Below are 21,884 nucleotides of genomic sequence, written 5' to 3' on the forward strand. Positions count from 1 at the left end.
ACGACGACGTACCTGCAAACTGCCACCATGCTCTCATGAACGGTGCGCGAAGGGACGTGCGGGGGCGGTAAATTCAAGTTGTCCCAAAAGGACCTCACCACCGACCACAAGAAGGTTCGCAAGCATGACAATGAAGTCCACCGCAGTGCGCCCCACCACAAGTCTCGGGCACAGTATGAAACCCCGTCAGCTCACCATGATGGGGCTGGGAAGCGCCATTGGCGCCGGCCTCTTCCTCGGCTCGGGAGCAGGCATCCAGGCCGCCGGGCCCGCCGTACTGATCTCCTACCTCGTAGCCGGCACACTGATCATCCTGGTGATGTGGGCCCTGGGCGAAATGGCCGCGGCCAATCCGAACAGTGGCGCCTTTTCCGTCTACGCCGAGAAGGCCATGGGCCGGACCGCAGGGGCAACAGTGGGTTGGCTGTGGTGGCTGCAGCTGGTAGTGGTGATCGCGGCCGAGGCCCTCGGCGCGGCCGGCCTGCTTTTCACCGTGTGGCCGGTTATTCCCGTCTGGGCCCTGGCCCTGGCGTTCATGGCCCTCTTCACCGCCATCAACCTGGCGGGTGTGAGCAACTTCGGCGAATTCGAGTTCTGGTTCGCGATCCTCAAGGTGGCCGCGATCCTGCTGTTCCTGGGCGTCGGCACCGCACTGCTCCTGGGCCTGCTTCCGGAAGTGGCGAGCCCGGGCCTGGCCAACATCACTGAAGACTTCGCCCCCGAAGGCCTCGGCGGAATTGCCGCCGCGCTGTTCGTTGTGATCTTCGCCTTCGGCGGCACCGAGATCGTGAGCGTCGCCGCCGCTGAAACGGAGAACCCGCGCCACAGCGTGGGCCAGGCGATCCGCACGGTGGTGTGGAGGATCCTCGTGTTCTACATCGGCTCCGTCTTTGTCATCGCGGCCGTCCTTCCCGCCACGTCCGGATCCCTGGCGTCGCCGTTCGCCGGCGTCCTCGATGCCGCCCGGATCCCCGGGGCCGGCACAGCCATCACCCTCGTGGCCGTCATTGCGCTGCTGTCCGCACTCAACGCGAACCTCTACGGCGCCTCCCGGATGATCTACTCCCTGTCCGAACGCGGCGAAGCCCCGCGCTTCCTTTCGAAGCTGAACAAGGCCAGGGTGCCGATGGTCGCCGTCGGCGTGTCCGTGGCCTTCGGCTTCATTGCCGCCGTGCTGGAGCTCCTCTTCCCGGAGCAGATCCTGCCGGCACTCTTCCAGCTCGTGGGCTCCACCTGCCTCATGGTCTGGGGCTCCGCCCTCGTCTCGCAGCTGATCCTGCGCCGCCGGGCTGACCGCGACGGCACTGAACTTCCGCTCCGGATGAAGGGCTTCCCGGGCCTGACGATCTTCGGGCTGGTCCTGCTGGCCCTGATCTTCGCCGTCGGGTTCAGCAACGCCGACAGCAGCCGTCAGCTGGTGAGCACCATCATCCTGATCGCCGCGATTGCCGCAGCGTGCCGGATCGGTGCCAAGGTCGCCGCGTCGCGCCAGGACAGCCCAACCCCGTAAGGGCACCCCGGTAACTGCACACCGGCCAAGTCGCAGCCCAACCAGGTAGCAGTTGATGTCGTTATGAGCGCTCAAAACGACATCAACTGCTACCTAGTTGGGTGACACGGCCTGCGGACCAACCCCGGGCCCATTAGGCAAATTGCTATGCGGTTCGGCTCCACTGCTGGCAGCTTTCGGCAATTTGGTCAGTGATCCCTGAACTGATTGCCCAGTCTTTCGCGAGTGACTAGGGTCACAGCTATGGATACCCCGCTTTCCCCGACCGCCGGCAACGACGCCGTCCCGCCGTCGGAACGGCACTCCGAGCAACTGTTTGGCCTTCCGTCCGAGCCGCTGACCGCCGGCCAGCTCCGCGAACTGTATTCGCTCATGGTGGCCGTCCGGCACCTGGATACCTCGGCCATCGCCTGGCAGCGTCAGGGGCTCATCCCCGGCTACGCGCCCGAACTCGGCCAGGAGGCCGCGCAGGTGGGAAGCGGCTACGCCGTGGACACCACCCGCGACTTCGTCTTTCCCACCTACCGCGAAATGGGCGTGGCCCGGGCCATGGGAGTGGACATGGTGGCGTACATGTCCACGCACAAGGCAACCTGGCACGGCGGGCTCTACGATCCCCAGGAATCCCGGCTGGCGCCGATCCAGGCTGTGGTGGGCGGTTCCGTGCTCCATGCCGTGGGCTGGGCCCACGGCCAGACGCTGGCCGGCACCGCCGGGACAAACACCGCCGAGGCCACGCTCGGCGTGGCCATGACCTACTTCGGCGACGGCGCCTCCTCCCAAGGCGACGTCCATGAAGCCATGAACTTCGCGGCAGTCATGAAGGCTCCCGTGGTCTTCTTCGTCCAGAACAACGGCTGGGCCATTTCGGTCCCCACCGAACGCCAGGTGGCCGGCGGCTCCGTCGCCGCCCGCGGAGCCGGGTACGGCATCCCGGCGCTGCGGATTGACGGGAACGACGTCGTCGCCGTCGTCGACGCGACCAGGAGCGCCTTCGCGCACTGCCGGGCAGGCAACGGCCCCGTGCTGATCGAGGCCATGACCTACCGGCGCGGCCCACACTCCACCTCTGATGATCCGGGCCGCTACCGCTCCCTCAACGAGGAGCGCGACGGCGCCGGGGAGGACCCGCTGGAACGGTTCCGGAAGCGGCTGCTCGCCGACGGCGTCGCCGACGAGGCCTTCTTCGCCGAAGCCATCGCAGCAGCCAAGGCCGAAGAGGAAGAAATCCGTGCCGGCATCCAGTCGCTCGGCTCCCGACCCGGCAGCGAAATGTTCGACCTGGTCTTCCAGGAATCCACACCTGCACTGCAGGCCCAGGCAGCCAACTGGCGCGAGGAGTCCGAACATGTCTAACGCCGTCCTTGAAAGCGAGGCCGCCATGGCCGATGGAACTCCACGCCGCGGAGTCGAACAGCTTTCCATGCAGCAGGCGCTGAACCGCGCCCTCGACGAGGTCCTGGCCGGGAATCCGAAAACGCTGATCTTCGGGGAGGACTGCGGGCGGCTGGGCGGCGTGTTCCGCATTACGGACGGGCTCCAGGCGAAGTACGGAACCGGCAGGGTGTTTGACACCCCGCTCGCCGAGTCCGGCATCCTCGGCATGTCCGTGGGACTTGCGATGGCCGGCTTCCACCCGATCCCCGAGGTCCAGTTCGACGGCTTCGCCTATCCGGCGATCAACCAGATCGTCTGCCAGATCGCCCGGATGAACTACCGCAGCCGGGGCACCATGCCGATGCCCATCACCCTGCGCGTGCCCAGCTTCGGCGGCATCCGCGCCCCCGAACACCACGGCGAAAGCCTCGAGGCACTCTTCGCCCACGTTCCGGGCCTCAAGGTGGTTTCGCCGTCGAACCCGCACGAGGCCTACCACCTGCTTAAGTACGCGGCCACCCGGCCGGACCCGGTGATCTTCATGGAGCCGAAGTCCCGCTACTGGCAGAAGGGCGAGGTCAACTTCGACTCAGCGGACCCGTCCGGCTCCCCCACCGGCGCCAAGGTCATGCGCGAGGGCCGGCACCTGACCCTCGTCGCCTGGGGCGCCATGGTGGCCCGCTGCCTGCAGGTGGCCGAGCTCGCCGCCGAGGACGGGATCGACATTGAAGTCCTGGACCTCCGCTGGCTGAAGCCCATCGACGAAGCGGCGCTGACGGCGTCCGTGCGGAAGACGCGGCGCGCCGTCGTCGTCCATGAGGCGCCGCTGACCTCGGGGCTGGGCGCCGAAGTGGCCCAGCTGATCACGCAGGGCTGCTTCGACACGCTCAAGGCTCCTGTGGAGCGAGTCACCGGCTTTGACGTCCCGTATCCCTCCGGCGACCTCGAAGACGAATACATCCCGAACATTGACCGGATCCTCTTTGGCATCCAGCGAGTATTGGAGTACCGCCGTGGCTGAAATTTCCTTCCCGCTTCCCGACCTCGGCGAAGGCCTGATCGAGGCGACAGTACTGGAATGGCTGGTTTCACCGGGTGACCAGGTGGAACGGAACCAGCCGCTCGTCGAGGTGGAAACCACCAAATCGGCCGTTGAACTGCCCAGTCCGCAGGCAGGTAAAGTGGTGCGTATCCACGGCGGGCCCGGTGACAAGATCAATGTCGGCGAGCCCCTGATTGTGTTTGAGGTGCCGGACAACACCGCCGGCATCGTGGGCACGGTCCCGAAGGAAGAGGCACCGAAGCGCCGGGTCCGCCTGAGCGCCGTACTTGATGAGGACTGACACCATGAGCGGCAGGCACACCGGCGAGCAGCACCACCACACCGTGGAGGGCACCGACCCCCAGCTTTACGTGGAGGTGCACGAACCGGAGGCCGACACCGGGCTGCGGCCTGTCCTGCTGCTGCACGGATTTTCGTCCTCCACCAGGCTCAACTGGCAGGACACAGGCTGGCTGTCCGCCCTGCTGGAAGCCGGCCGCCGCGTCATCACCGTGGACCTGCCCGGCCACGGCCGGAGCGGAGCCCCGGAGGACATGGACTCGTACAGCCCCAGCAGGATCCGGGCGGACCTCCTGCAGGTGGCGTTCGACGCCGGCGCCCGTCCTTTGCGGGACGGCGACCCGGTCAGCGGTCTCGACGTGATCGGCTACTCCCTGGGATCCCGGCTCGCATGGGAATTCGGCGCCACCCAGCCGGAACTGGTTCACCGGCTGGTGCTCGGGGGCCCCAACATCGCGGACCCGTTGGCCGCTTTCGACCTGGTGGCCGCGCAGCGGTACCTGGCGGACGGCACGCCCATCGCGGACGAGTCCACTGCAGGGCTGCTGAAGATGGCGCAGGGGCTGCCCAGCAACAACATCTTTGCGCTGCTGTCCCTCGTGGAGGCGATCAAGGGCGAGCCCTTCGACCCGGCCGAAGCCATCCCGCACATGCCCATGCTGCTCGTGGCCGGCGAAAAGGACGACCGCGCCGCCACCATGCCCGAGCTCGCCGAACTGGGCGCCAAGTCAGGGGCGCTCGTGGAGCAGCTGCTGATTCCGGGCCGGAACCACAGCAACGTGATCACCAGCAGGGCATTCAAGCAGGGCGCTATCGACTTCCTGGGCGTCTAGAGAGTCCGGCACCAGGAACGGCGGGCACGGACCGCATTCGGTCCGTGCCCGCCGCCTGTTCAGCGTGGCCTAGTGGTGGCTGCTGACGCCCAACGGGCGTCCCTTGGTCTCCTTGGCGAGGATGACGCCCACAGCCGAGATGACGCACAGGATCATGATGTAGATGCCGATGGAGCCGGTCCACTTGGTGCTCTGCATCAGGGCTTCGGCGATGGTGGCGGCGAACGCGCCGCCCAGGATCGCACCGAAGGCGTAGCCGATCGAGATACCGGAGTAGCGGACGTTGGCCGGGAACATCTCGGCATACATGGCCGACATCGGGCCGTACGACAGGCCGAGGCCGATGGTCAGGACGAAGAGGGCCAGACCGTACAGCATGATGTTCTTGGTATCGATCAGGGCGAACATCGGGATCATCCAGGCGAACACGATGCCATAGCCGATGAGGAAAGTCTTGACCCGGCCGATCTTGTCGGAGAGCCAGCCGCCCACGAGCGTGAAGATCAGCCAGCCGAAGGACGCCAGGGTAGTAGCCAGCAGGATCTCCGCTACCGGCATCTTGAGCGTTTTGGTGGCGTAGGAGATGAAGAACGCGATCAGCAGGTAGCCCGCCGCGTTGTTGCCGATGAAGATCATGGTGGAGTAGAGCACGGACTTCTTGTGGTGTTTGATCAGCTGGCCGAGCGGGGCCTTGGCCTTCTCCTTGCGCTCGATCATTTCCTTGAAGACGGGGCTCTCGGCCACTGCGCGGCGGATCAGGTACCCGACCACGATCAGGACGATGGAGAGCAGGAACGGCACGCGCCAGCCCCACGCGGCGAAGTCTTCCTTGGACATGCTCGTGTTGAGGAAGAACAGCAGGCCCGTGGCCAGGATCATGCCGACGGGAACCCCGATCTGCGGGTAGGCGCCGAACAGGCCGCGCTTGCTCATGGGTGCGTGCTCGACTGCCATCAGGGCAGCACCGCCCCATTCGCCGCCGGCGGAGAAGCCCTGGATGATGCGGAGGGTGATCAGCAGGATCGGAGCCCAGACACCGATCTGGGCGTAGGTCGGCAGCATGCCGATCAGCGCCGTCGCGGCACCCATCATGATGAGCGTGAAGACCAGCATCGCCTTTCGGCCCAGGCGGTCTCCGAGATGACCGGCAATGATCGCGCCGAGCGGGCGGAACAGGAAGCTGATGCCGATCAGCGCAAAGGACAGGATCTGCGCCAGGCCGGGGTTGGAGTCGTTCAGCGGCGCAAGGAACAGCGGCGACAGCAGCGTTGCTGTCAGCTGGGCGAAGATGAAGAAGTCGTACCACTCGATGGTGGTGCCGACCAGCGTGCCCGCGAGGACTTTGCGTTCCTCATGCTTGCTGCTGGGGCCCGCCTCTGAATCGACGTGTGAAGTTGCGGTCATTGGAACTCCGTGGCTGGGGGCAGTGACACTGCCTGAGGTGGTTTGGGCCATGCGATTTACTGATCGAACGGTCAGTTGGTATGAGGATACTCGAATATGTGACAAAGCGCACTTAATTCTTTGCGGAACCCTGGCCGCCCTCAGCGGCGGCGACCGGGAACCGCACATTTCCGCCACGTCAGTCCTGCCGGTTGAGGAATTCCCGGACGCGGGCCCGGACCGGCTCGCGGTCGTAGGTATTGACGAGGGCGCCGGCCATCCGGACGGGGTCCCCGAAGAAGAAGTACTCGTAGAGGGACTGGCGGCCCGAGAACCCTGAGATTGAGGCGTCGAAGGCCAGCTTGAACAGCCGGACGCGCTCAGGGCCTGTGAGCGTCTTGCCCTGCAGGTACATGTCGATGTCCGCCCTTGCCTCACTGTTGACGTCAGCCTCACCGGGCAGCGCCATCAGGCCGGACGCCGAGAATTTCCGGATGATCTGCGGAAAGCGCTGGGCGATCTTGGGGTACCAGTTCCGGGCGGCGTTCAGCGTGGACCACCTGGGCAGCATCATCCCGGCCTCGTTGAGCTGGGCGTCCGCCTCGGACGCCCGGACCAGCGCCTTGCCGATTTCGACGTCCATGATGAGTTCCGCAATGTCCTCCTGGATGTGCTGGAAGCCGTCGATGCCGATCGAATCGGCGAGCTCGGACGCCAGGCCAAGGAAGAACTCGCTCTTGGCGATGGTCCGCGTGACCACCTGGTGCGTCATCAGGGCTCCCGCGCCGGTCTCCGTGTAGAAGGCATTGCAGAGCTGCGGGTTGCCCAGCATGAAGATCCGCTCGCTCGGCACGAACACCTTGTCGAAGATCGCGACGGCGTCCATCTCCTCGTAGCGTGAGGCCAGCGGTTCGTCGTGGGTGCTGCCGCCGTTGTACAGCGAAGTGCGGCAGAGGTAGCGCAAGCCCGGCGCATCGTTGGGGATGGCAAACGCGAAGGAGTACGGAGCATCCTCGGGGGTGCCGCGCAGCACGGTGGACGGAAAAACGAGGAGTTCATCGGCAATCGGCGCGATGGTGGCCAGCATGCGCGCGCCGCTGATCACGATGCCGTCCTCTCGCTCCTCGACGATGTGCGCCGTCAGCTGCCCGCCCATCTGCTCGGAGCCCGAGACGGAGCGGTTGACCTGCGGCGGGATCAGCGTATGCGTGGCCAGGACGTCATTCTCGCGCGCCCATTCGTAGTACTTCCGGATATTTTCGCCGAATTTGGGGTCGGCCTGCGCGAACCATTTCTCTGCGGTACTGAGCGCCGTCAGGGCAGAGTTCATATAGTCTCCCGAGCGGCCGAGGAATCCGTTGGACGATTCGGCCCACGTGGAAATTGCCCTCCGCCGGCGTTTGAGGTCCTCAACCGTCCTGGGCACCAGGAAGGATGCGTTCACCAGATCGCCAGTGGAGGGCGAGGCGTACGTCAGGGCTTCCTGATATGCGGGGTTGTGCTGCATGTCGAACAGCTTCGCGTAAGACTGGGCCACGTTGCGGAACGCGGGGTGCTCGGCGATTTTCTCGCTGACCACTTCCCCGTCGATCACCACATGGGGCGTCATGGCGTTGAGCCTGTCCAGGTACTGCTGGCCGGTGCGGATGCCCATTGTTGTTCCTCCAGTCGTCGTTGAGCTGCAGTGGGGTTAGTCAGTGGCCCTCAAGGTTCGGGGATGGCAGCGCTACAGAAGGTCCTCCATGCCCAGCTGGCTCTCCGGGATGGTGGTGAAGGCGCTGTTGGCGAAAGCCAGGGCGTCTCCGTTGCGGTAATTGAAATCCACCACCTCGCCGAGATACAGGGTGTGGTCGCCGCCGTCGTACTGCGCCCATGGCGTGCACTCGAAGTAGGCGAGGACGCTGGACAGCCGCGGCGCTGTCCCACCTTCCACCCACCGGGGTTCGGGTCCCGGGCGGCCGGCGAAGTGCATGGCCAACTGCCGCTGTTCGGCGCCCAGGATGTTCACGGTAAACGGACGGCCGGCCAGCTCATCGTGCGCCTTGGCGGTCCGCGCAATACTGACCAGGACCAGGGGCGGCTCCATGGACACGGACATGAACGAATTGACGGTGATGCCGTGGCGCTTGGTGACGCCGTCGAACGTCACGATCGCCACTCCGGTGGCAAACCTGCCGAGGCTCCCGCGGAAATGGTGGGACCGCGGTGCCGATGTCCTGCCCATGACTTCGGGAGCCTCTCCCGGGCGGGGCCTGGCAATCATCATTGATCCCTTGGATTGGCTGTTCTATATTTGAATTGTTCTATAGTTGAACATATAGTTCCCATATGGAACGCTAGCTCAAAGTGAGGCGCAACACAAGACCCTTCGGGCAGAGCGCCACAGTTCCCGGCCTAGGATGGACAACATGACTCAGACCGCAGGCGCCGGCGCACAGACTGCGCCCGCGCCGGCCTCCCCGTCCCAGACTCTTTCGCGTGGCATCCGCGCACTGGAAATCCTGGCGGAAGCCGAGCAGCCACTCACCATCGCGGAACTCGCGGACGCCATGGGTGTCCACCGTTCCGTGGCGTACCGGATCCTACGCACGCTGGAGGACCATTCACTCCTGGTCCGGGACGACGCCGGCAGGGTCCAGCCCGGCCCCGGACTGGCCGTCCTGGCGCGGGGGGTTTCACGCACGTTGCAGTCGGCGGCGCTGCCGGAGCTGACCCAGCTTGCCAACACCCTTAACATGACCGCCTTCATCGCGGTGTGGGACCACCAGGACTGCATCACCCTCGTGACGGTTGAGCCCAGGCACTCGGCCGCAACGGTTGTCCAGCACCCCGGCTCGCGGCACCCGATCAGCGCCGGAGCCCCGGGCATCGCCATCCAGTCGGCGCTCACGGAACAGGACTGGAAGCTGTTGGCACCGGACATTCCCTACCGGGCCGAGGCGGCGGAAGCACGGAAACGCGGCTATGCGGCAAGCCACGACGAAGTCATCGCCGGGGTTTCATCGCTGGCCGCCCCCATCAACGTGCCAGGCGGCCGCCCAGCATCGGTCGCCGTCGTCTATATCCGCTCAACGCAGGATCCTGCTGTAGTGGCAGCCGCCCTGACAACGAGCGCCGCCCGTATCGAGAAACAACTGCTGTAAGGCGCCGGGCCGGCGGCCCTACTTCGCGGCTGCCGGCGTCGCCTTCCTGCGCTGGCGGATTACGACGGCGGCGGCCGCCCCGAGCAGGAACAGCGCCGCTGCGGCGCACACCGGTACGAGGAAAGCTGCGGAATACCCCTGGTGCTGCGCCAGCTGTCCGGCAATGGAGGACCCCAGGGCCGTGCCGGCCACAATGCCGCTGGCCAGGGCTGTCATGACCGTTCCCAGGCGCCCGGCAGGAGCCACCACCCCGCCGATGGCGAACACGGTGACCATCAGCGGACCCACCGGCAGTCCCAGGACAAGCAGAACCAGTACCATCGGGAGCGCCGAGGCCGGGAGCAGCAGGAGCACGGCGAGGCCGGCCATCAGCACGGCGCTGACCATCCAGCGTGCTGACAGCGTGAAGCGCTGGGGCCAGTAGGCAACGCTCAGTGCGGCCGCGGCGGAGCTCAGCCCCATGACGGCGTACAGTAGCCCGGCGATTTCGGCGGTGGCGAAGCCAGCGGAGAAGGCGCTCAGCCCGGTCTGGGTGGAACCGAAAAATGTTCCCATGCACACCATGGCCAGGACGGGCAGGGCTACGGCTGCCATGCCCGCGCCCCGGATGCCAGCAGCCGGGGAACCGGCGGCGGCGGGGCCAGCAGCTGGGGAAGTGCCACGCCGGCGGCGCACGCTCAGGGGTACGGCGCGGTGCGTGCGGTGGACGGCGAACGCGGGAACCAGGGTGATGGTCAGGGCCGCGGCGAGGGCAAGCGGGAGCCACGGGGCGATCAGGCTGGCAAGGATGCCCACCAACGCAGGGCCGAGGACGAAGGTCAGTTCATCCGCCGTGCTTTCGTAGGACAGGGCGGCGTCCAGGTCCTGTGCATTCCCCGCCGTGCTGCCCCGGGCGGTCAGGGCCATCCACCGGACCCGGGCAAGGGGGCCCACCTGGGGACAGCTCGCTCCGGCCACGAAACCCGCTGCAAGGACGGGTACTGCGTCCGCCAGGTCCCGGCCTGACGGGACGAGATAGGCCGTGAGGATCAGGGCCACCACGGCGGCGGTATTGAAAATCGCGGCGAACAGCAGCACGGGCCGCTGGCCCAGCCGGTCCGCCCACGCACCGAGGACAGGCGCCCCCAGCGCGGAGCCGATGCCGACGGCCCCGGCCGCTGCTCCGCCGACGGCGTACGAGCCCGTGACCGCGGTAACCAGGGTCAGGGCGCCCACTGTCAGCATGGCCAGGGGAAGACGGGCGAAGAGTCCCAGCGGGATGAATCCCCTGCCGGCCAGCAAAGGGAGCCGGGCGTAGCGGCCACCCGCCGGCGAAGGCGGACTCGGGAAATCCTGCTCAGAATGAGGGGCGGGGCGTGCGGTGTCCGCGGCGGATGATGTTGCGGCGGATGTCTGCAAAGACGTTGAAGGAGTCATTATTCCGGGTTCGTTCAAGAGTGCGCATCGTCCCTCCTCCCGATGCGCGCGACCCGGTAACTCTTCAATTGTAGCCGAGGCCTCAGCGCGGCGAACGAGGACGGGGCGCGTGCCTGCGGGTCATGCCACGGCGTCGTCCGAAATGTGAAGGGTGGAGCCGTTCCGGCCCTTGACCACCTGCAGTTGGGTGTTGATGCGTTGCTTCATTTCCGGCACGTGGCTCACAAGCCCGACCACCCGGCCGCCGTCCCGGAGCCCCTCGAGTGCGTCCATCACCTGTTCAAGGGCCTGCTCGTCGAGGCTGCCGAAACCTTCGTCCACGAAGAGTGTCTCGATGTCGACTCCGCCGGACTCCTGCTGCACCACATCGGCGAGACCCAGGGCCAGGGCCAACGAAGCCATGAACGATTCGCCGCCGGACAGCGTGGCGGTGTCCCTGCGGTGGCCGGTCCACTGGTCCACGACCTCCAGCCCCAGGCCGGATTTGGCTCCGCGGGCCGCTTTGGCGTCCGTGTGCTGCAGGGTATAGCGGCCGTCGCTCATGCCGACCAGCCGCTCCGAGGCGGCGATGGCCACCTGCTCAAGCCTGGCAGCGAGCACGTAGCTGTTCAGGCTCATGCGGTAGGTGTTGTCCCCGGCGCCGCGGGCTGCTTCGGACACGGCGGTCAGCAGCGCTGCGCGTTCCCTTGGTCTCTGGCCCGAAGCTGCGAGCCGGGCGTAGTCCGCCGCGATCCGCCGGACGGTAAGCACTGACTTGTCCGCGAGGCCTGCGCCCACGACGGCTTGCCTGGCGGTTCGTTCAGCGGCATCAGCCTCGGCGCGGAGCAGTTCGAGCTCCGCGGCCTCCACGGGGCCGTCTGCTTCCAGCTCGCGGGCGGCCAGGGTGAGCTCCTCACCGGCGAAGAGTTCCGCGACGCGCGCGGCCTCGTCCTGGCCGGCGCGGATGGCGGCTTCGAGCACGGCCGCGTCCGGGGCCGGCAGCAGGACGGACCGCACCGCATCCACGGATTCGAAGCCGGAGTCCGGGAGCGCCTGTTCCAGCTGCTGGCCGGCGTCCGCGGCCCGCAGCCGGGCCTGTTCGAGACTGGTCCGGGCCGCATCTGTCCGTTCCAGGAGCGCCGTTGTTCCACTCAGGGATGTGATGCGGCCGCCAAGGGTCGGGTAGCCGGCACGCAGTTTGCGCAGTGCCCCGTCCAGGGCGTCGGCCTGTTCCAGGACCTCCAGAAGGGTGGAATCCGTTTTCGCGATGCGGGACTCAGTGGCCGCCTGCGTCGACTCGGCAGCAGCGATCTGGTCGCCCAGTTCCATTTGCCGTTCCCGGCCCGCAGCGAGTTCCCTGGCAGCCAGGACGGCCTGGTCCGCGCGTTCCTTCGCCAGGGCGGCGTCGGCGCGGGCTTCCTCCGGCGGAGTGTCGCCGCCTTGGGCCGCCAGGACAGCGACCTGCTGCCGCACCTCGGCAAGTTCGGTTTCCAGTGACGCAAGGACCGCTTCTGCTGCCTCGCAGGCCTCCTGGGCGCCCCGTTCCGCTTCAGCGACGGCCAACGCCGCCGTGGCCGCGGGCGCGGGAGACGGATGCTCGGGGCTCCCGCACACCGGGCAGGGCTCGGCCGGCAGCAACTGGGAAGCGAGTTCCGCAGCGGCATTGGCGAGCCGCTCTTCCCGCAGATCCAGCCAGCGCTGACGGTGGTTCTGGTGGTCATCCCGGGCCAGGCGGTGCCGTTCCGCAACGCCGGAACATACCTGGACCGCTGCGGTGTGCCGGCTGACCATGGCCACGAGTTCTTCTGCGGCCGCGGCTTCCTTGGTCCGCAGCTGGGCCTCCGCAGCGAGCTCCTCGAGGGGCTGCACCCGCTCCTGCAGCGCGGCAGCCTCGTCGCGCAGTGCATCAAGGACAGCCGCGCCCGCCCGGCTTGCCTGCCCCAGCTGCTTCAACGTCGTCTGAAGTTCGGTCCTGCGGGCCACCATCCCGTCCAGCCTGGCCTCGTCAGGCAGGCGTTCCTCGAGTACGGCGCGGAGGGACCTCAGGCGGGTGAGCTCGCTGCGCAGTACTTCAGCCCCGAAAAATGGTTCCCCCGGGCCACCGTCGCCTTGGCCGGCGGCGACGGAAAGGGCAACAAGCTCCGGGTCCAGAAGTACTGCCGCATGCAGTTCGTCGGCCGCCGCGACCATCGCCTTGGCAGCCCGCTCTTCGGCGTCCCCGGCCCTGTCCATGGCCTGAAGCTGGCCACCAAGGACTTCGGCCTTGCGATGCAGGCCAAGGCGCTCAGATTTTTCCTCGAGCTCGGGGGCTGCGGCGTCTGCGGCGGCCCGCCGCCGTTCTGCTGCTGAGAGTTTCGCCTGGCGGGCGGCGCGGGCGGCGGCAGCCTCGAGGCGTCTGGCGCTCCCGGTGCGCTCCGCTTCCGCCTGCTCCGCTGCGGATTGCAGTGCCGCTGCCCTGGCCGCAACGGACTCCTGCAGCCAGTCAAGGAGTTCCTCCGGGCCCTCCGGCTGAGGGAGGGCGCCAGGCAGGTCCTGTTCCGGCGGCGCCGCTTCGGACCGGGCCTGTGCCAGCAGGAGGTCCAACTGGTTGTTCAGGCCGGCGACCTCCGCACGGGAATCGGCGGCCCGGCGGGCAAGTTCGTGTTCCACGGCTTCGAACCGTTGCGTGCCAAAGAGGCTTTGGAGCAGGTCGAGCCGGTCCGCGGGTTTCGACCGGAGAAAGGCGGCGAAGTCGCCCTGCGGCAGCATGACCACCCGGGTGAACTGGTCCCGGTCCATGCCCAGCACCGAACTAATTTCCGCTCCGGCTTCATCGTTCCGGCCGGACTTCTCGATCCACTGCCCGTCCACGCGTTCGCGCAGGAGGGTGTTGGCCTTCTGCTCCGTATATCCGTTCCTGCCCCGTGCACTGGGCCTGTTCCAGGCCGGGATCCGTGACACTTCAAAGTGCCTGCCCTTGGCGGAGAACTCACACGTGACCCGTGGTTCGGCGGAGGCATCGGCGTGGTCGCTGCGGAGGCGCTTGCCTTCCTGGCGTGCGCCCGGCACGGATCCGTAGAGGGCAAAGCAGGTGGCATCGAGCACGCTGGTCTTGCCGGCGCCGGTGGGCCCGTTCAGCAGGAAGAGTCCGTGCGCGCTGAGCCGGTCAAAGTCGATGTGCTCGGTGCCTGCGAAGGGGCCGAACGCGGAAATTTCGAGGCGGTGGATCCTCATCGTGACATCTCCTCCAGGCGTACGGCTTCGAGGGCTTCCCCCAGGACGGCAGCTTCGGCGTCGTCGGTGCTTCGGCCGCGAACGTGTTCGAGGAAGCCGCAGCAGATGGAAAGATCGTCCTCCGCCGCAGCGAGCCTGCTGCTGTAACTCGTCCTGGCGTCGGCAACCGCGCCTTCGGGATCGAAGCCCAGAACCAGTGTGTCCGGAAAGCGGGCCCGCAGTTTGTCCATGGCCTGGGCGGGACGCTGGGCATCCGTCAGGGTGATCTGGCAATAGGCGGCCTCGGCCCGGGAATGCTCCTCTGCTGAGAGCAGGTGGTCCAGCGTGCCCCGCAGTACGGCGAGGGAGCGCGGGGCGTCCCACAGGACCTCACTGACTTCGGTGATGCCCGTGGCGTCCGCTTCGATCAGCCAGCCACCCTTGCGGTGCTTCGCCTCGGAGAACGAGTAGGCGAGCGGCGATCCGGAATACCGGACAGTTGGCGAGAGCGACTGCCTGCCGTGGAGGTGTCCCAGCGCGGTGTAGTCGAAGCCGTCGAACAGGTCCAGCGGAACGGCGCCGACTCCGCCGATGCTCAGGTCCCGTTCGCTGTCCGAGCTGATGCCGCCGCTCGCGAAAGTGTGGGCCAGCACTACGGAATGGACCGGCCGGCTCGTGGCCCGGGCGCCCACATCGGCCCGGATCCTCCCGGTGGCCGCGCGTGTCACTTCAAAGTGGCTCGCGGGCTCAACGCCCAGCTGCTCGGCGACCAGCCGGGGCTCGAGCCACGGAATGCCGTAGATGGCCAGCACGGGACCGTCAACGGTGGAGTCCAGCGGCAGCAGCACCGGGACGTCCAGTTCGGCCAGCCGGGTCCGCAGGTGCACTCCCCCGCGTTCCAGCAGCCTGGAGGCGAAGCCGAGGCGGATGGCGGAATCGTGGTTGCCGCTGGTGAGGACCACCTGCGCTCCTGCGTCCGTCAGCCGCACCAGGGCATCGTCGAGGAGGCGGACCACGTCAACCCCCGGCAGGGCACGGTCGTAGACATCACCGGCAATCAGGACGACGTCCACCTGTTCCACGCGGACGAAATCGACCAGCTGGTCGATGAAGCCCTGCTGGGCGTCCAGCATGCCGACGCCGTGGAACGACCTGCCCAGGTGCCAATCGGAAGTGTGCAATAACCGCATGTTCTTAAGCTATCCGCGGGTACCGACAGAATTGCGGAACAGACACGGCAGGGCGGGCAACTACTGTCCGCGCTTGCCGTCGAAGAAGTCGCGGGCGTCGTCGTTGACGGCGTCGCCGCCGTCGGACTTCAGCTGTGCCGCCGGCGTACGCGGGTCAGCTGCACGGGCCGAAGGCTGCTGCGCGGAGTCCAGGTCGTCGGCGCCAAGGTCGTCGTCGTCCAGACCGTCGTCGTCGGAGTCCAGTGCGGAGTCGTCCCCGGCGTACGTTCGGGCCGGCACCGCCGGCGTCTCGGCAAAGCCGCGGAAGACGAGGCCTCCGATCGCGGCGCCCACCAGCGGCGCCACCCAGAAAAGCCACAGCTGCTCGAGGGACCAGGTGTTGCTGAAGATGGCTGATGCAGTTGCCCGGGCGGGGTTGAAGGGGGTGTTGCCCACTGCCTGGCCGAGCTGCAGCAGGACGGCCAGCGTGAGTCCCACGGCGAAGGGTGCGGCGGCTTTGTTGGTGTTGCGCGCGGCCGTGGTGCCAAGGAAGACGGCGACCAGCAGGGCGGCGCCCAGGACCTCGACGAGCAGGACGCCGGCCATGGGCGCCTGGATGATGGAATGCTCGCCGAAGCCTGCGGTCACGGTGTCAAAAGCGGCGCGGGTGTCCTCGATCTTGGGAACCGTCCGCAGGACGCCGAACAGTGCCAGGGTTCCGGCGATGGCGCCAACAAGCTGCGCGCCGAGGTACGCCGCAGCTTCCGGCAGCCTGATGCGGCCGGCGATGGCGTTGCCCAGTGTCACGGCCGGGTTGAAGTGGCCGCCGGAAATGTACGCGAAGGCGAGCATGGCCGCGGTGACGGCCAGTCCTGTGGCAAGGGAGGCGGGCAGCGGGTTGGACTGCGGAATCGTGAACAGCGGGACGCCCAGCCCTGCGATCACCAGGAACAGGGTTCCAAAGGCCTCGGCTGACAGGCGGGCCACAAGCCCCGGTTTGAAGGCCTCCGGAGCGGCGTGCAAATCGGGACTTGAGGTCTGGTGTGCAGGCACGGGGGAGGTCATGTTTTGGAAAATCCTTTGCTTCGTTGCGCAGCCGGTGATTCCGGTGCGCGTGCGGGCGGCGGTGCACCCGGCAATGTACTGTCCGACGTATTCTGCCAATTGAGTCTGGACGCTTGCTGGATCCGAGCTTAGCGGGCGGGCGCCTGTCGTTGCGACTGCGCGCCTGCCCGCGCACCGGGGCGTGACCTGCCCGGGGTAAATTTACTGACATGAGCACTGAACCTTTCCGCCGGACGGCGCCGACGCCCGAGTCCCGGATCCACGGCTGCCTGCTGGGCGGCGCCCTGGGCGATTCCCTTGGCTACGCCGTGGAATTCGATGATATTTCCACCATCCGGAGCCGCTTCGGTCCCGCGGGGCTCCAGGATTTTTCAGCGCTCGACGGCGGCAGCCACTTCTCGGACGACACGCAGATGACGCTGTACACGGTTGACGGCCTCGTAGAGGCGCTGGAGTGGGCCAACGACGGGACGGCCGCCGACGCCAACGCCTGCGTGTGGCTTGCCTACCTGCGGTGGCTCGCGACGCAGGGGGTGCCGGTCCCTGCGTCTGCACCGGTCCCGCAACCGCGCTGGATTGACGCCCAGGCAGCCCTGAAGCACCGGCGCGCACCCGGAAATGCCTGCCTCAGCGGGCTGGCCACCGGTGAAATGGGCACCGTGTACCGACCGGTGAATCCTGATTCAAAGGGATGCGGCACCGTGATGCGCTCGGCGCCGTTCGGCCTCATTCCGCATGTTCCTGCCGAGGCGGTCTACAAGCTGAGCTCGGACGCGGCGTCATTGACCCACGGGCACCGTTCGGCCCGGCAGAGCGCCGGAGCGTTCAGCCTCCTGATCCATGCCCTCATGAGTGGCCAAAGTCTCCCTGAAGCGGCCGAATTCGCCCTCAACCATGCGCGGGGCCAGGCCGACGCCGAGCCGGCGCTCCTTGGCCGGCTGGAGCGGGCCCTTCAGCTCGCGGAAGGGTCGGGGGCCGGGGCGGCCACCGACCAACTGCTCAGTCCGGAAGACCTGGTGCGCGAGCTGGGAGAAGGCTGGGTGGCCGAGGAGGCCCTCGCCGTCGCCCTTTATGCGGTGCTGGCCACTGCGCCCGCACGGGAGGTGACCCCGGAGACAGCCGGCATTGAACCCGAGGCGCATTTCCGTGACGCCATTGCGCTGGCCGTGAACCACAGCGGAGACAGCGACTCCACCGGCTCCATTGCCGGGAACATCCTGGGTGCCTTCTACGGCGAGGAATGCCTTCCGGCCGAGTGGCTGGCAGCCCTGGAAGCCCCGGAGGTCATCCGGGGAATGGCCGGGCAGCTGATCACGGTTACTATCGGTTGAAACTGACGTTGTTGCAGGCTTCGCAGATTTCCGCCGGAATGAGTCCGCGGCGCTGAAGGAAACCGAAGATCGCGCAGCCCAGGCAGAACCCCGCGAACGCTTCCAGCGAGGCTGCCAGCACCAGCACGGCCAGGAGAATCCAGGCGGCGGGGGCCAGCCCTGCAGCGAACAGCAGTGCCGCGGCTGTTGACATCGCCGCCCCGATGCCCTGCGCGAAGCGCTTGGGCGGGCCGGGGACCAGCTTTGCCCGGCCCAGGCGCGGTGCCAGGACCTTGACGGAGAGCTGTGCCAGGGGCGAAATCCTGGGGCCGAACAGCACGCGCAGCCAGAAACCGGCGGCGATGACGGCCAGTCCCCATCCCCAGCCCGTCAGCAGGGTGACGGCGGCCAGCAGCACCACCAGGCCGGCAGTGATCCGGGCGGCGTACTCGTTGACCGGGTTGGGGAATTCGAACACCTTGCGCCAGTCGACGCCGGCGCGCCGGCTTCCCGTCGCAACCACGCTGCCGTTGCCCGGGGTCGCGTCAGCGGTTGTGTCGGCGTCAGTGTCGGTGACTCGGAGTTTGACCATGGTGCAAGGCTAGGAGGCGCCCTCCGGCACCGGAAGCATTGTTGCGCCGTATGACCCGCTGCAGCTTCGTGCGGCAGCCGGCACCCGGAGCCAACGCCCCGGCTAGAGCAGCGCTGCGGTTGCAGGAACCTGGCCGCCCACCATCTGCAGGAACTCGCCTTCGGACAGCACCTCGATGCGCTGGCCACGCTCGTGGAGCTCCAGGACGCGCCTGGCTTTGCCGGTCAGGCGGCCGGAGCGAAGGTCTGACGCCACAAAGCCGTCGCCGACCACCAGCATCGTGGTCCGGCCGGTCACCCTGCTTTCGGGTTGCGCGCCATACTCGGCTGACAGGACCTTGGCGTCGGGCCGGGGCATGGCGAGTTCGCCCGTGAACACCACTGTCTGCCCGAACAGCGGATGACCGGGCTCGGCGTCGGTGTTCGGCACGGGGTTGGCCCCTTCTTCGGGCCAGCCCGGTTTGAACGCCCGCACCGGCGCGGCTCCGTTGCCGCCGGCCGCCCCGAGGGCGGTGAGCGTTGCCTTCGAAAGGCCGTCGCGGGCAGGATCGAACGCCTGCTGATGCGGGAGCGCAAGTCCGAGTGACATGAAGAGTTCGGCGATGCTGCCGGCGCCGTTCCGCCGCGCAATGTCGATCAGGATGCCCGCGCACGCCCTGGCGTCCTCTGCCGCGTCGTGATGGTTGACCAGCGGGACGCCGGCTTCCTCGGCTGCGTAGGGCAGCGAGTTGGAGACGAGCGAATAGCACCGGCGTGAGAGCATCACCGTGCAGGCGTAGTCGTAGGCAGGGCCGGGCAGGCCGGACACTTCCAGCGCGGAGCGGATCACGCCCAGGTCGAATGCGGCGTTGTGCGCCGCCAGCACGTCTCCCCCGATGAATGCGCCTATTTCGGGGAAGAGCTCGCCGAAGCGCGGCAGGCCGGCGACGTCCTCGGGCCGTATGCCGTGGATCCGCACATTGTGGTAGTCGAACCGGTCATGGTCTTCGGGCGGCCGCATGAGCCAGGAGGCTTCCTCCACCACCACCCCGCCACGGACCTTGCTGAGCCCAACGGCACACGGCGAACCGCGGAAGCCGTTGGCTGTCTCGAAGTCGATCGCCGTAAAGTCCAAACCCACGGCTCCACTTTAGCGTCGGCCCGCGCGGGCCCCGGTACCGTTGCCCCGACTGTCGTGCGTGTCGATGGTCACGCCGCGGGCCACCGGGCAAAGGCCGGCGCCGGAGGTCCAGTAACCTTGAGGGGTGAACCTACATGCGATGAGTGACTTTGCCGTGTCCACCCTCGGGGGTGCGGGACCCGTGCAGCCGCACCTGGCCTCGTTCCTCCCTGACTGGCTCAACCCCCAGATTTTCCTGGCCGACCCGGCACTTGCCCCCTGGGTTGTGCTGCTGGTCTGCGGCATCATCTTCGCGGAGACGGGTTTGCTGATCGGATTCTTCCTGCCCGGAGATTCCATGCTTTTCACGGCAGGCCTCCTGGTGGCCACGGACACCATCAAGTTCAACATCTGGCTCTTTGCCGCGCTGATCATCGTCTCGGCCATCGTGGGAAACCAGACCGGTTACCTCATCGGTTCCAAGGCCGGCCCGGCGATCTTCAACAAGCCGGATTCGAAGCTGTTCAAGCGCGAGAACGTGGAAAGCGCGCACGCCTTCTTTGAAAAGCACGGCGGCAAGGCGCTGATCCTCGCGCGTTTCGTCCCCATCATCCGCACCTTCGTTCCGGTGATCGTCGGCGTCGCGCAGATGAGCAAGCGGAAGTTCTTCCTCTTTAACGTCATCGGCGCCGTGCTGTGGGGCGGCGGAGTCACGCTCCTCGGCTACCTGCTGGGCGACCGGGTGCCGTGGGTGCGCGACAACCTGGACATCATCTTCATCGTCATTGTGCTGGTCTCCGTGATCCCCATCGGCATCGAAGTCCTGCGCGGGCTGTCCGCCAAGCGCCAGGCCGCCCACTTCGGCACAGACGCCGTGGACGAGTACATCGAGGAGCACGCTCCGGAAGAAGATCGCAAGACGAACATGTAGCTCCGGCTTGCGGAAAGCCAGGCCACGGATAAGGACGAAGGCGCCCCACATTGTGGGGCGCCTTCGTCGATGTTCCTGAAACGCCGTTGTTCCTGAGGCTAGGCCTGGTCCCGCCGGCGATGCGCCGCCAGTGCCTCGACGATTGCCGGCAGCAACGCCCTGAATGCCTGGCCGCGGTGGCTGATGGCGTTCTTTTCCTCCGGGCTCAGTTCGGCGCAGCTGCGGTCAAGGCCGCTCGGCTGCAACACCGGATCATAGCCAAAGCCGCCTTCCCCCCGCGGCTCGCGCAGCAGCGAGCCTTCGAGCTGGCCGTACTCCACCACCTCGCGTCCGCCGCCATCCGCTGCCTGGCCCGGCACGGCGAGCGCGGCCGCGCAGACGAAGGCGGCCCCGCGGAATTCATCCGGAACATCCGCGAGCTGGGCCAGGAGGAGCCGCAGGTTGGCGGCGTCGTCTCCGTGCCGGCCGCTCCACCTTGCCGAAAAGATTCCCGGTGCGCCGCCAAGGACGTCCACGGAGAGTCCCGAGTCGTCGGCTATGGCCACCAGGCCGGTTGCCTCGGCGACCGCGCGGGCCTTCAGCAGGGAGTTCTCGGCAAACGTCACGCCCGTCTCGGCGACGTCCGGCGCCCCGACGGCGCCGGCGTCCACAACCTGCGTGTCGACGTCGAGCCCCGGAACCTGCCCGCGCAGCAGCTCCCGGAGTTCGCGGAGCTTGCCTTGGTTGTGCGTGGCAAGGACCAGCACGGGAGCCGGGCCAGCCGCGTGGGTCACGGGGCTTCCGCCAGCGTTTCGCGCTGGATGGCCGCGAGCTGTTCGGTACCCAGCAGGGCCAGGTCCAGCAGCTGGTTGAGCTCGTCGCGGTCGAAGGGGGCGCCCTCGGCCGTCCCCTGGACCTCCACGAACTTTCCGGACCCGGTGACCACGACGTTCATGTCGGTCTCCGCGCGGACGTCCTCGACGTACGGCAGGTCCAGCATGGGGATGCCGTCGATGATGCCGACGGACACGGCGGCGATGGTGTCGATGAGGGGCTGCGCGTTCTTGGAGATCATCTTGTTTTCGCGGGCGAAGCGGATGGCCTCGGCAAGCGCCACGTAGGCGCCGGTGATGGCGGCGGTGCGGGTGCCGCCGTCGGCCTGCAGGACGTCGCAGTCCAGCACAATGGTGTTCTCGCCGAGGGCCTTCGTGTCGATGATGGAACGGAGCGAGCGGCCGATCAGGCGCGAAATCTCGTGGGTGCGGCCGCCGATCTTGCCCTTGACGGACTCGCGGTCGGAGCGTGTGTTGGTGGCACGGGGCAGCATGGCGTACTCGGCTGTGACCCAGCCGCGGCCTTCCCCCTTGAGCCAGCGGGGCACGCCTTCGGTCAGGGAAGCCGTGCACAGCACCCGGGTGTTGCCGAATTCGATCAGGGCCGAGCCTTCGGCCTGCTTGGACCAGCCGCGGGTGATGCTGATCGGGCGAAGCTGATCAGGGGTACGGCCGTCGGCACGAATGACGGGGGTGGCAATTGCTTCAGAAGTCATACTGCAAGCTTAGCGA

19 protein-coding genes are annotated in these 21,884 nt (G+C 67.3%); 8 read left to right on the plus strand and 11 right to left on the minus strand.

Annotated features, from left to right (window positions below; translation table 11 throughout):
* Positions 1–124 precede the first annotated feature (124 nt).
* The 5 genes from AB0N24_RS09075 (at position 125) to AB0N24_RS09095 (ending at position 5,062) form a co-directional block, all read left to right on the plus strand.
* Positions 125–1,510, plus strand: coding sequence for an amino acid permease (locus AB0N24_RS09075; RefSeq protein WP_364123029.1), 1,386 nt, complete (start codon positions 125–127; stop codon positions 1,508–1,510).
* A gap of 372 nt (positions 1,511–1,882) precedes the next feature.
* On the plus strand, positions 1,883–2,866 hold the full coding sequence (locus tag AB0N24_RS09080) for a thiamine pyrophosphate-dependent enzyme (RefSeq protein ID WP_364123226.1): 984 nt from the start codon (positions 1,883–1,885) through the stop codon (positions 2,864–2,866).
* The gene (locus AB0N24_RS09085; protein WP_364123031.1) at positions 2,859–3,908 is read left to right on the plus strand and encodes an alpha-ketoacid dehydrogenase subunit beta; all 1,050 of its coding nucleotides are present in this window, start codon (positions 2,859–2,861) and stop codon (positions 3,906–3,908) included. The genes AB0N24_RS09080 and AB0N24_RS09085 overlap by 8 nt, the downstream gene beginning before the upstream one ends.
* Positions 3,901–4,230 (plus strand): biotin/lipoyl-containing protein, encoded by a 330-nt coding sequence (locus AB0N24_RS09090; protein ID WP_043482513.1) that lies wholly within the window; start codon positions 3,901–3,903, stop codon positions 4,228–4,230. Before AB0N24_RS09085 ends, AB0N24_RS09090 begins: the two co-directional genes overlap by 8 nt.
* 4 nt (positions 4,231–4,234) lie before the next feature.
* Complete coding sequence (locus tag AB0N24_RS09095) at positions 4,235–5,062, plus strand: alpha/beta fold hydrolase (protein WP_364123034.1); 828 nt, start codon at positions 4,235–4,237, stop codon at positions 5,060–5,062.
* Between the two features lie 69 nt (positions 5,063–5,131).
* Here the strand turns inward: AB0N24_RS09095 and AB0N24_RS09100 are convergent, their stop codons facing one another.
* The 3 genes from AB0N24_RS09100 to AB0N24_RS09110 all read right to left on the minus strand — a co-directional run bounded on the left by AB0N24_RS09100 (position 5,132) and on the right by AB0N24_RS09110 (position 8,711).
* The gene (locus AB0N24_RS09100) at positions 5,132–6,466 is read right to left on the minus strand and encodes an MFS transporter (RefSeq protein WP_214952911.1); all 1,335 of its coding nucleotides are present in this window, start codon (positions 6,464–6,466) and stop codon (positions 5,132–5,134) included.
* Between the two features lie 178 nt (positions 6,467–6,644).
* Positions 6,645–8,099, minus strand: coding sequence for a 4-hydroxyphenylacetate 3-monooxygenase, oxygenase component (gene hpaB, locus AB0N24_RS09105; RefSeq protein WP_364123036.1), 1,455 nt, complete (start codon positions 8,097–8,099; stop codon positions 6,645–6,647).
* Between the two features lie 72 nt (positions 8,100–8,171).
* Positions 8,172–8,711 (minus strand): flavin reductase family protein, encoded by a 540-nt coding sequence (locus tag AB0N24_RS09110; RefSeq protein ID WP_364123038.1) that lies wholly within the window; start codon positions 8,709–8,711, stop codon positions 8,172–8,174.
* Between the two features lie 142 nt (positions 8,712–8,853).
* On the opposite strand from AB0N24_RS09110, the gene AB0N24_RS09115 reads away from it, so the two are divergent.
* Complete coding sequence (locus AB0N24_RS09115) at positions 8,854–9,588, plus strand: helix-turn-helix domain-containing protein (protein ID WP_364123040.1); 735 nt, start codon at positions 8,854–8,856, stop codon at positions 9,586–9,588.
* 18 nt (positions 9,589–9,606) lie between these two features.
* On the opposite strand, the gene AB0N24_RS09120 is transcribed toward AB0N24_RS09115, so the two are convergent.
* The 4 genes from AB0N24_RS09120 to AB0N24_RS09135 form a co-directional block, all read right to left on the minus strand.
* Positions 9,607–11,004 (minus strand): MFS transporter, encoded by a 1,398-nt coding sequence (locus AB0N24_RS09120; protein WP_364123042.1) that lies wholly within the window; start codon positions 11,002–11,004, stop codon positions 9,607–9,609.
* 120 nt (positions 11,005–11,124) lie between these two features.
* Complete coding sequence (locus AB0N24_RS09125; protein WP_364123044.1) at positions 11,125–14,196, minus strand: SMC family ATPase; 3,072 nt, start codon at positions 14,194–14,196, stop codon at positions 11,125–11,127.
* Entirely contained in the window at positions 14,193–15,365 is a 1,173-nt protein-coding gene (locus AB0N24_RS09130; protein ID WP_364123046.1) for an exonuclease SbcCD subunit D, read from the minus strand. Before AB0N24_RS09130 ends, AB0N24_RS09125 begins: the two co-directional genes overlap by 4 nt.
* Before the next feature lie 60 nt (positions 15,366–15,425).
* A complete protein-coding gene (locus AB0N24_RS09135) occupies positions 15,426–16,409 on the minus strand; it encodes an aquaporin (protein WP_364123048.1) in 984 nt (327 codons plus the stop codon).
* A gap of 209 nt (positions 16,410–16,618) precedes the next feature.
* On the opposite strand from AB0N24_RS09135, the gene AB0N24_RS09140 reads away from it, so the two are divergent.
* On the plus strand, positions 16,619–17,740 hold the full coding sequence (locus AB0N24_RS09140) for an ADP-ribosylglycohydrolase family protein (RefSeq protein ID WP_364123050.1): 1,122 nt from the start codon (positions 16,619–16,621) through the stop codon (positions 17,738–17,740).
* Here AB0N24_RS09140 and AB0N24_RS09145 read toward each other — a convergent pair.
* Positions 17,730–18,311 carry a DUF4395 domain-containing protein gene (locus AB0N24_RS09145; RefSeq protein WP_364123052.1) on the minus strand — a complete coding sequence of 194 codons (582 nt, stop codon included), beginning with the start codon at positions 18,309–18,311 and terminating at the stop codon, positions 17,730–17,732. The genes AB0N24_RS09140 and AB0N24_RS09145 overlap by 11 nt on opposite strands.
* 102 nt (positions 18,312–18,413) lie before the next feature.
* Positions 18,414–19,430 carry an exonuclease domain-containing protein gene (locus tag AB0N24_RS09150; RefSeq protein ID WP_364123054.1) on the minus strand — a complete coding sequence of 339 codons (1,017 nt, stop codon included), beginning with the start codon at positions 19,428–19,430 and terminating at the stop codon, positions 18,414–18,416.
* Positions 19,431–19,569: 139 nt separating this feature from the next.
* Between AB0N24_RS09150 and AB0N24_RS09155 the strand changes: the two genes are divergently transcribed.
* Positions 19,570–20,340 carry a VTT domain-containing protein gene (locus tag AB0N24_RS09155; protein ID WP_364123056.1) on the plus strand — a complete coding sequence of 257 codons (771 nt, stop codon included), beginning with the start codon at positions 19,570–19,572 and terminating at the stop codon, positions 20,338–20,340.
* A gap of 98 nt (positions 20,341–20,438) precedes the next feature.
* Here the strand turns inward: AB0N24_RS09155 and rdgB are convergent, their stop codons facing one another.
* Both rdgB and rph read right to left on the minus strand, forming a co-directional pair.
* On the minus strand, positions 20,439–21,113 hold the full coding sequence (gene rdgB, locus AB0N24_RS09160; RefSeq protein ID WP_364123058.1) for an RdgB/HAM1 family non-canonical purine NTP pyrophosphatase: 675 nt from the start codon (positions 21,111–21,113) through the stop codon (positions 20,439–20,441).
* Positions 21,110–21,868, minus strand: coding sequence for a ribonuclease PH (gene rph / locus AB0N24_RS09165; RefSeq protein ID WP_104172370.1), 759 nt, complete (start codon positions 21,866–21,868; stop codon positions 21,110–21,112). Before rph ends, rdgB begins: the two co-directional genes overlap by 4 nt.
* Between the last annotated feature and the right edge of the window lie 16 nt (positions 21,869–21,884).

This window comes from Arthrobacter sp. NPDC093128, assembly GCF_040683875.1.
Classification (GTDB): Bacteria; Actinomycetota; Actinomycetes; order Actinomycetales; family Micrococcaceae; genus Arthrobacter.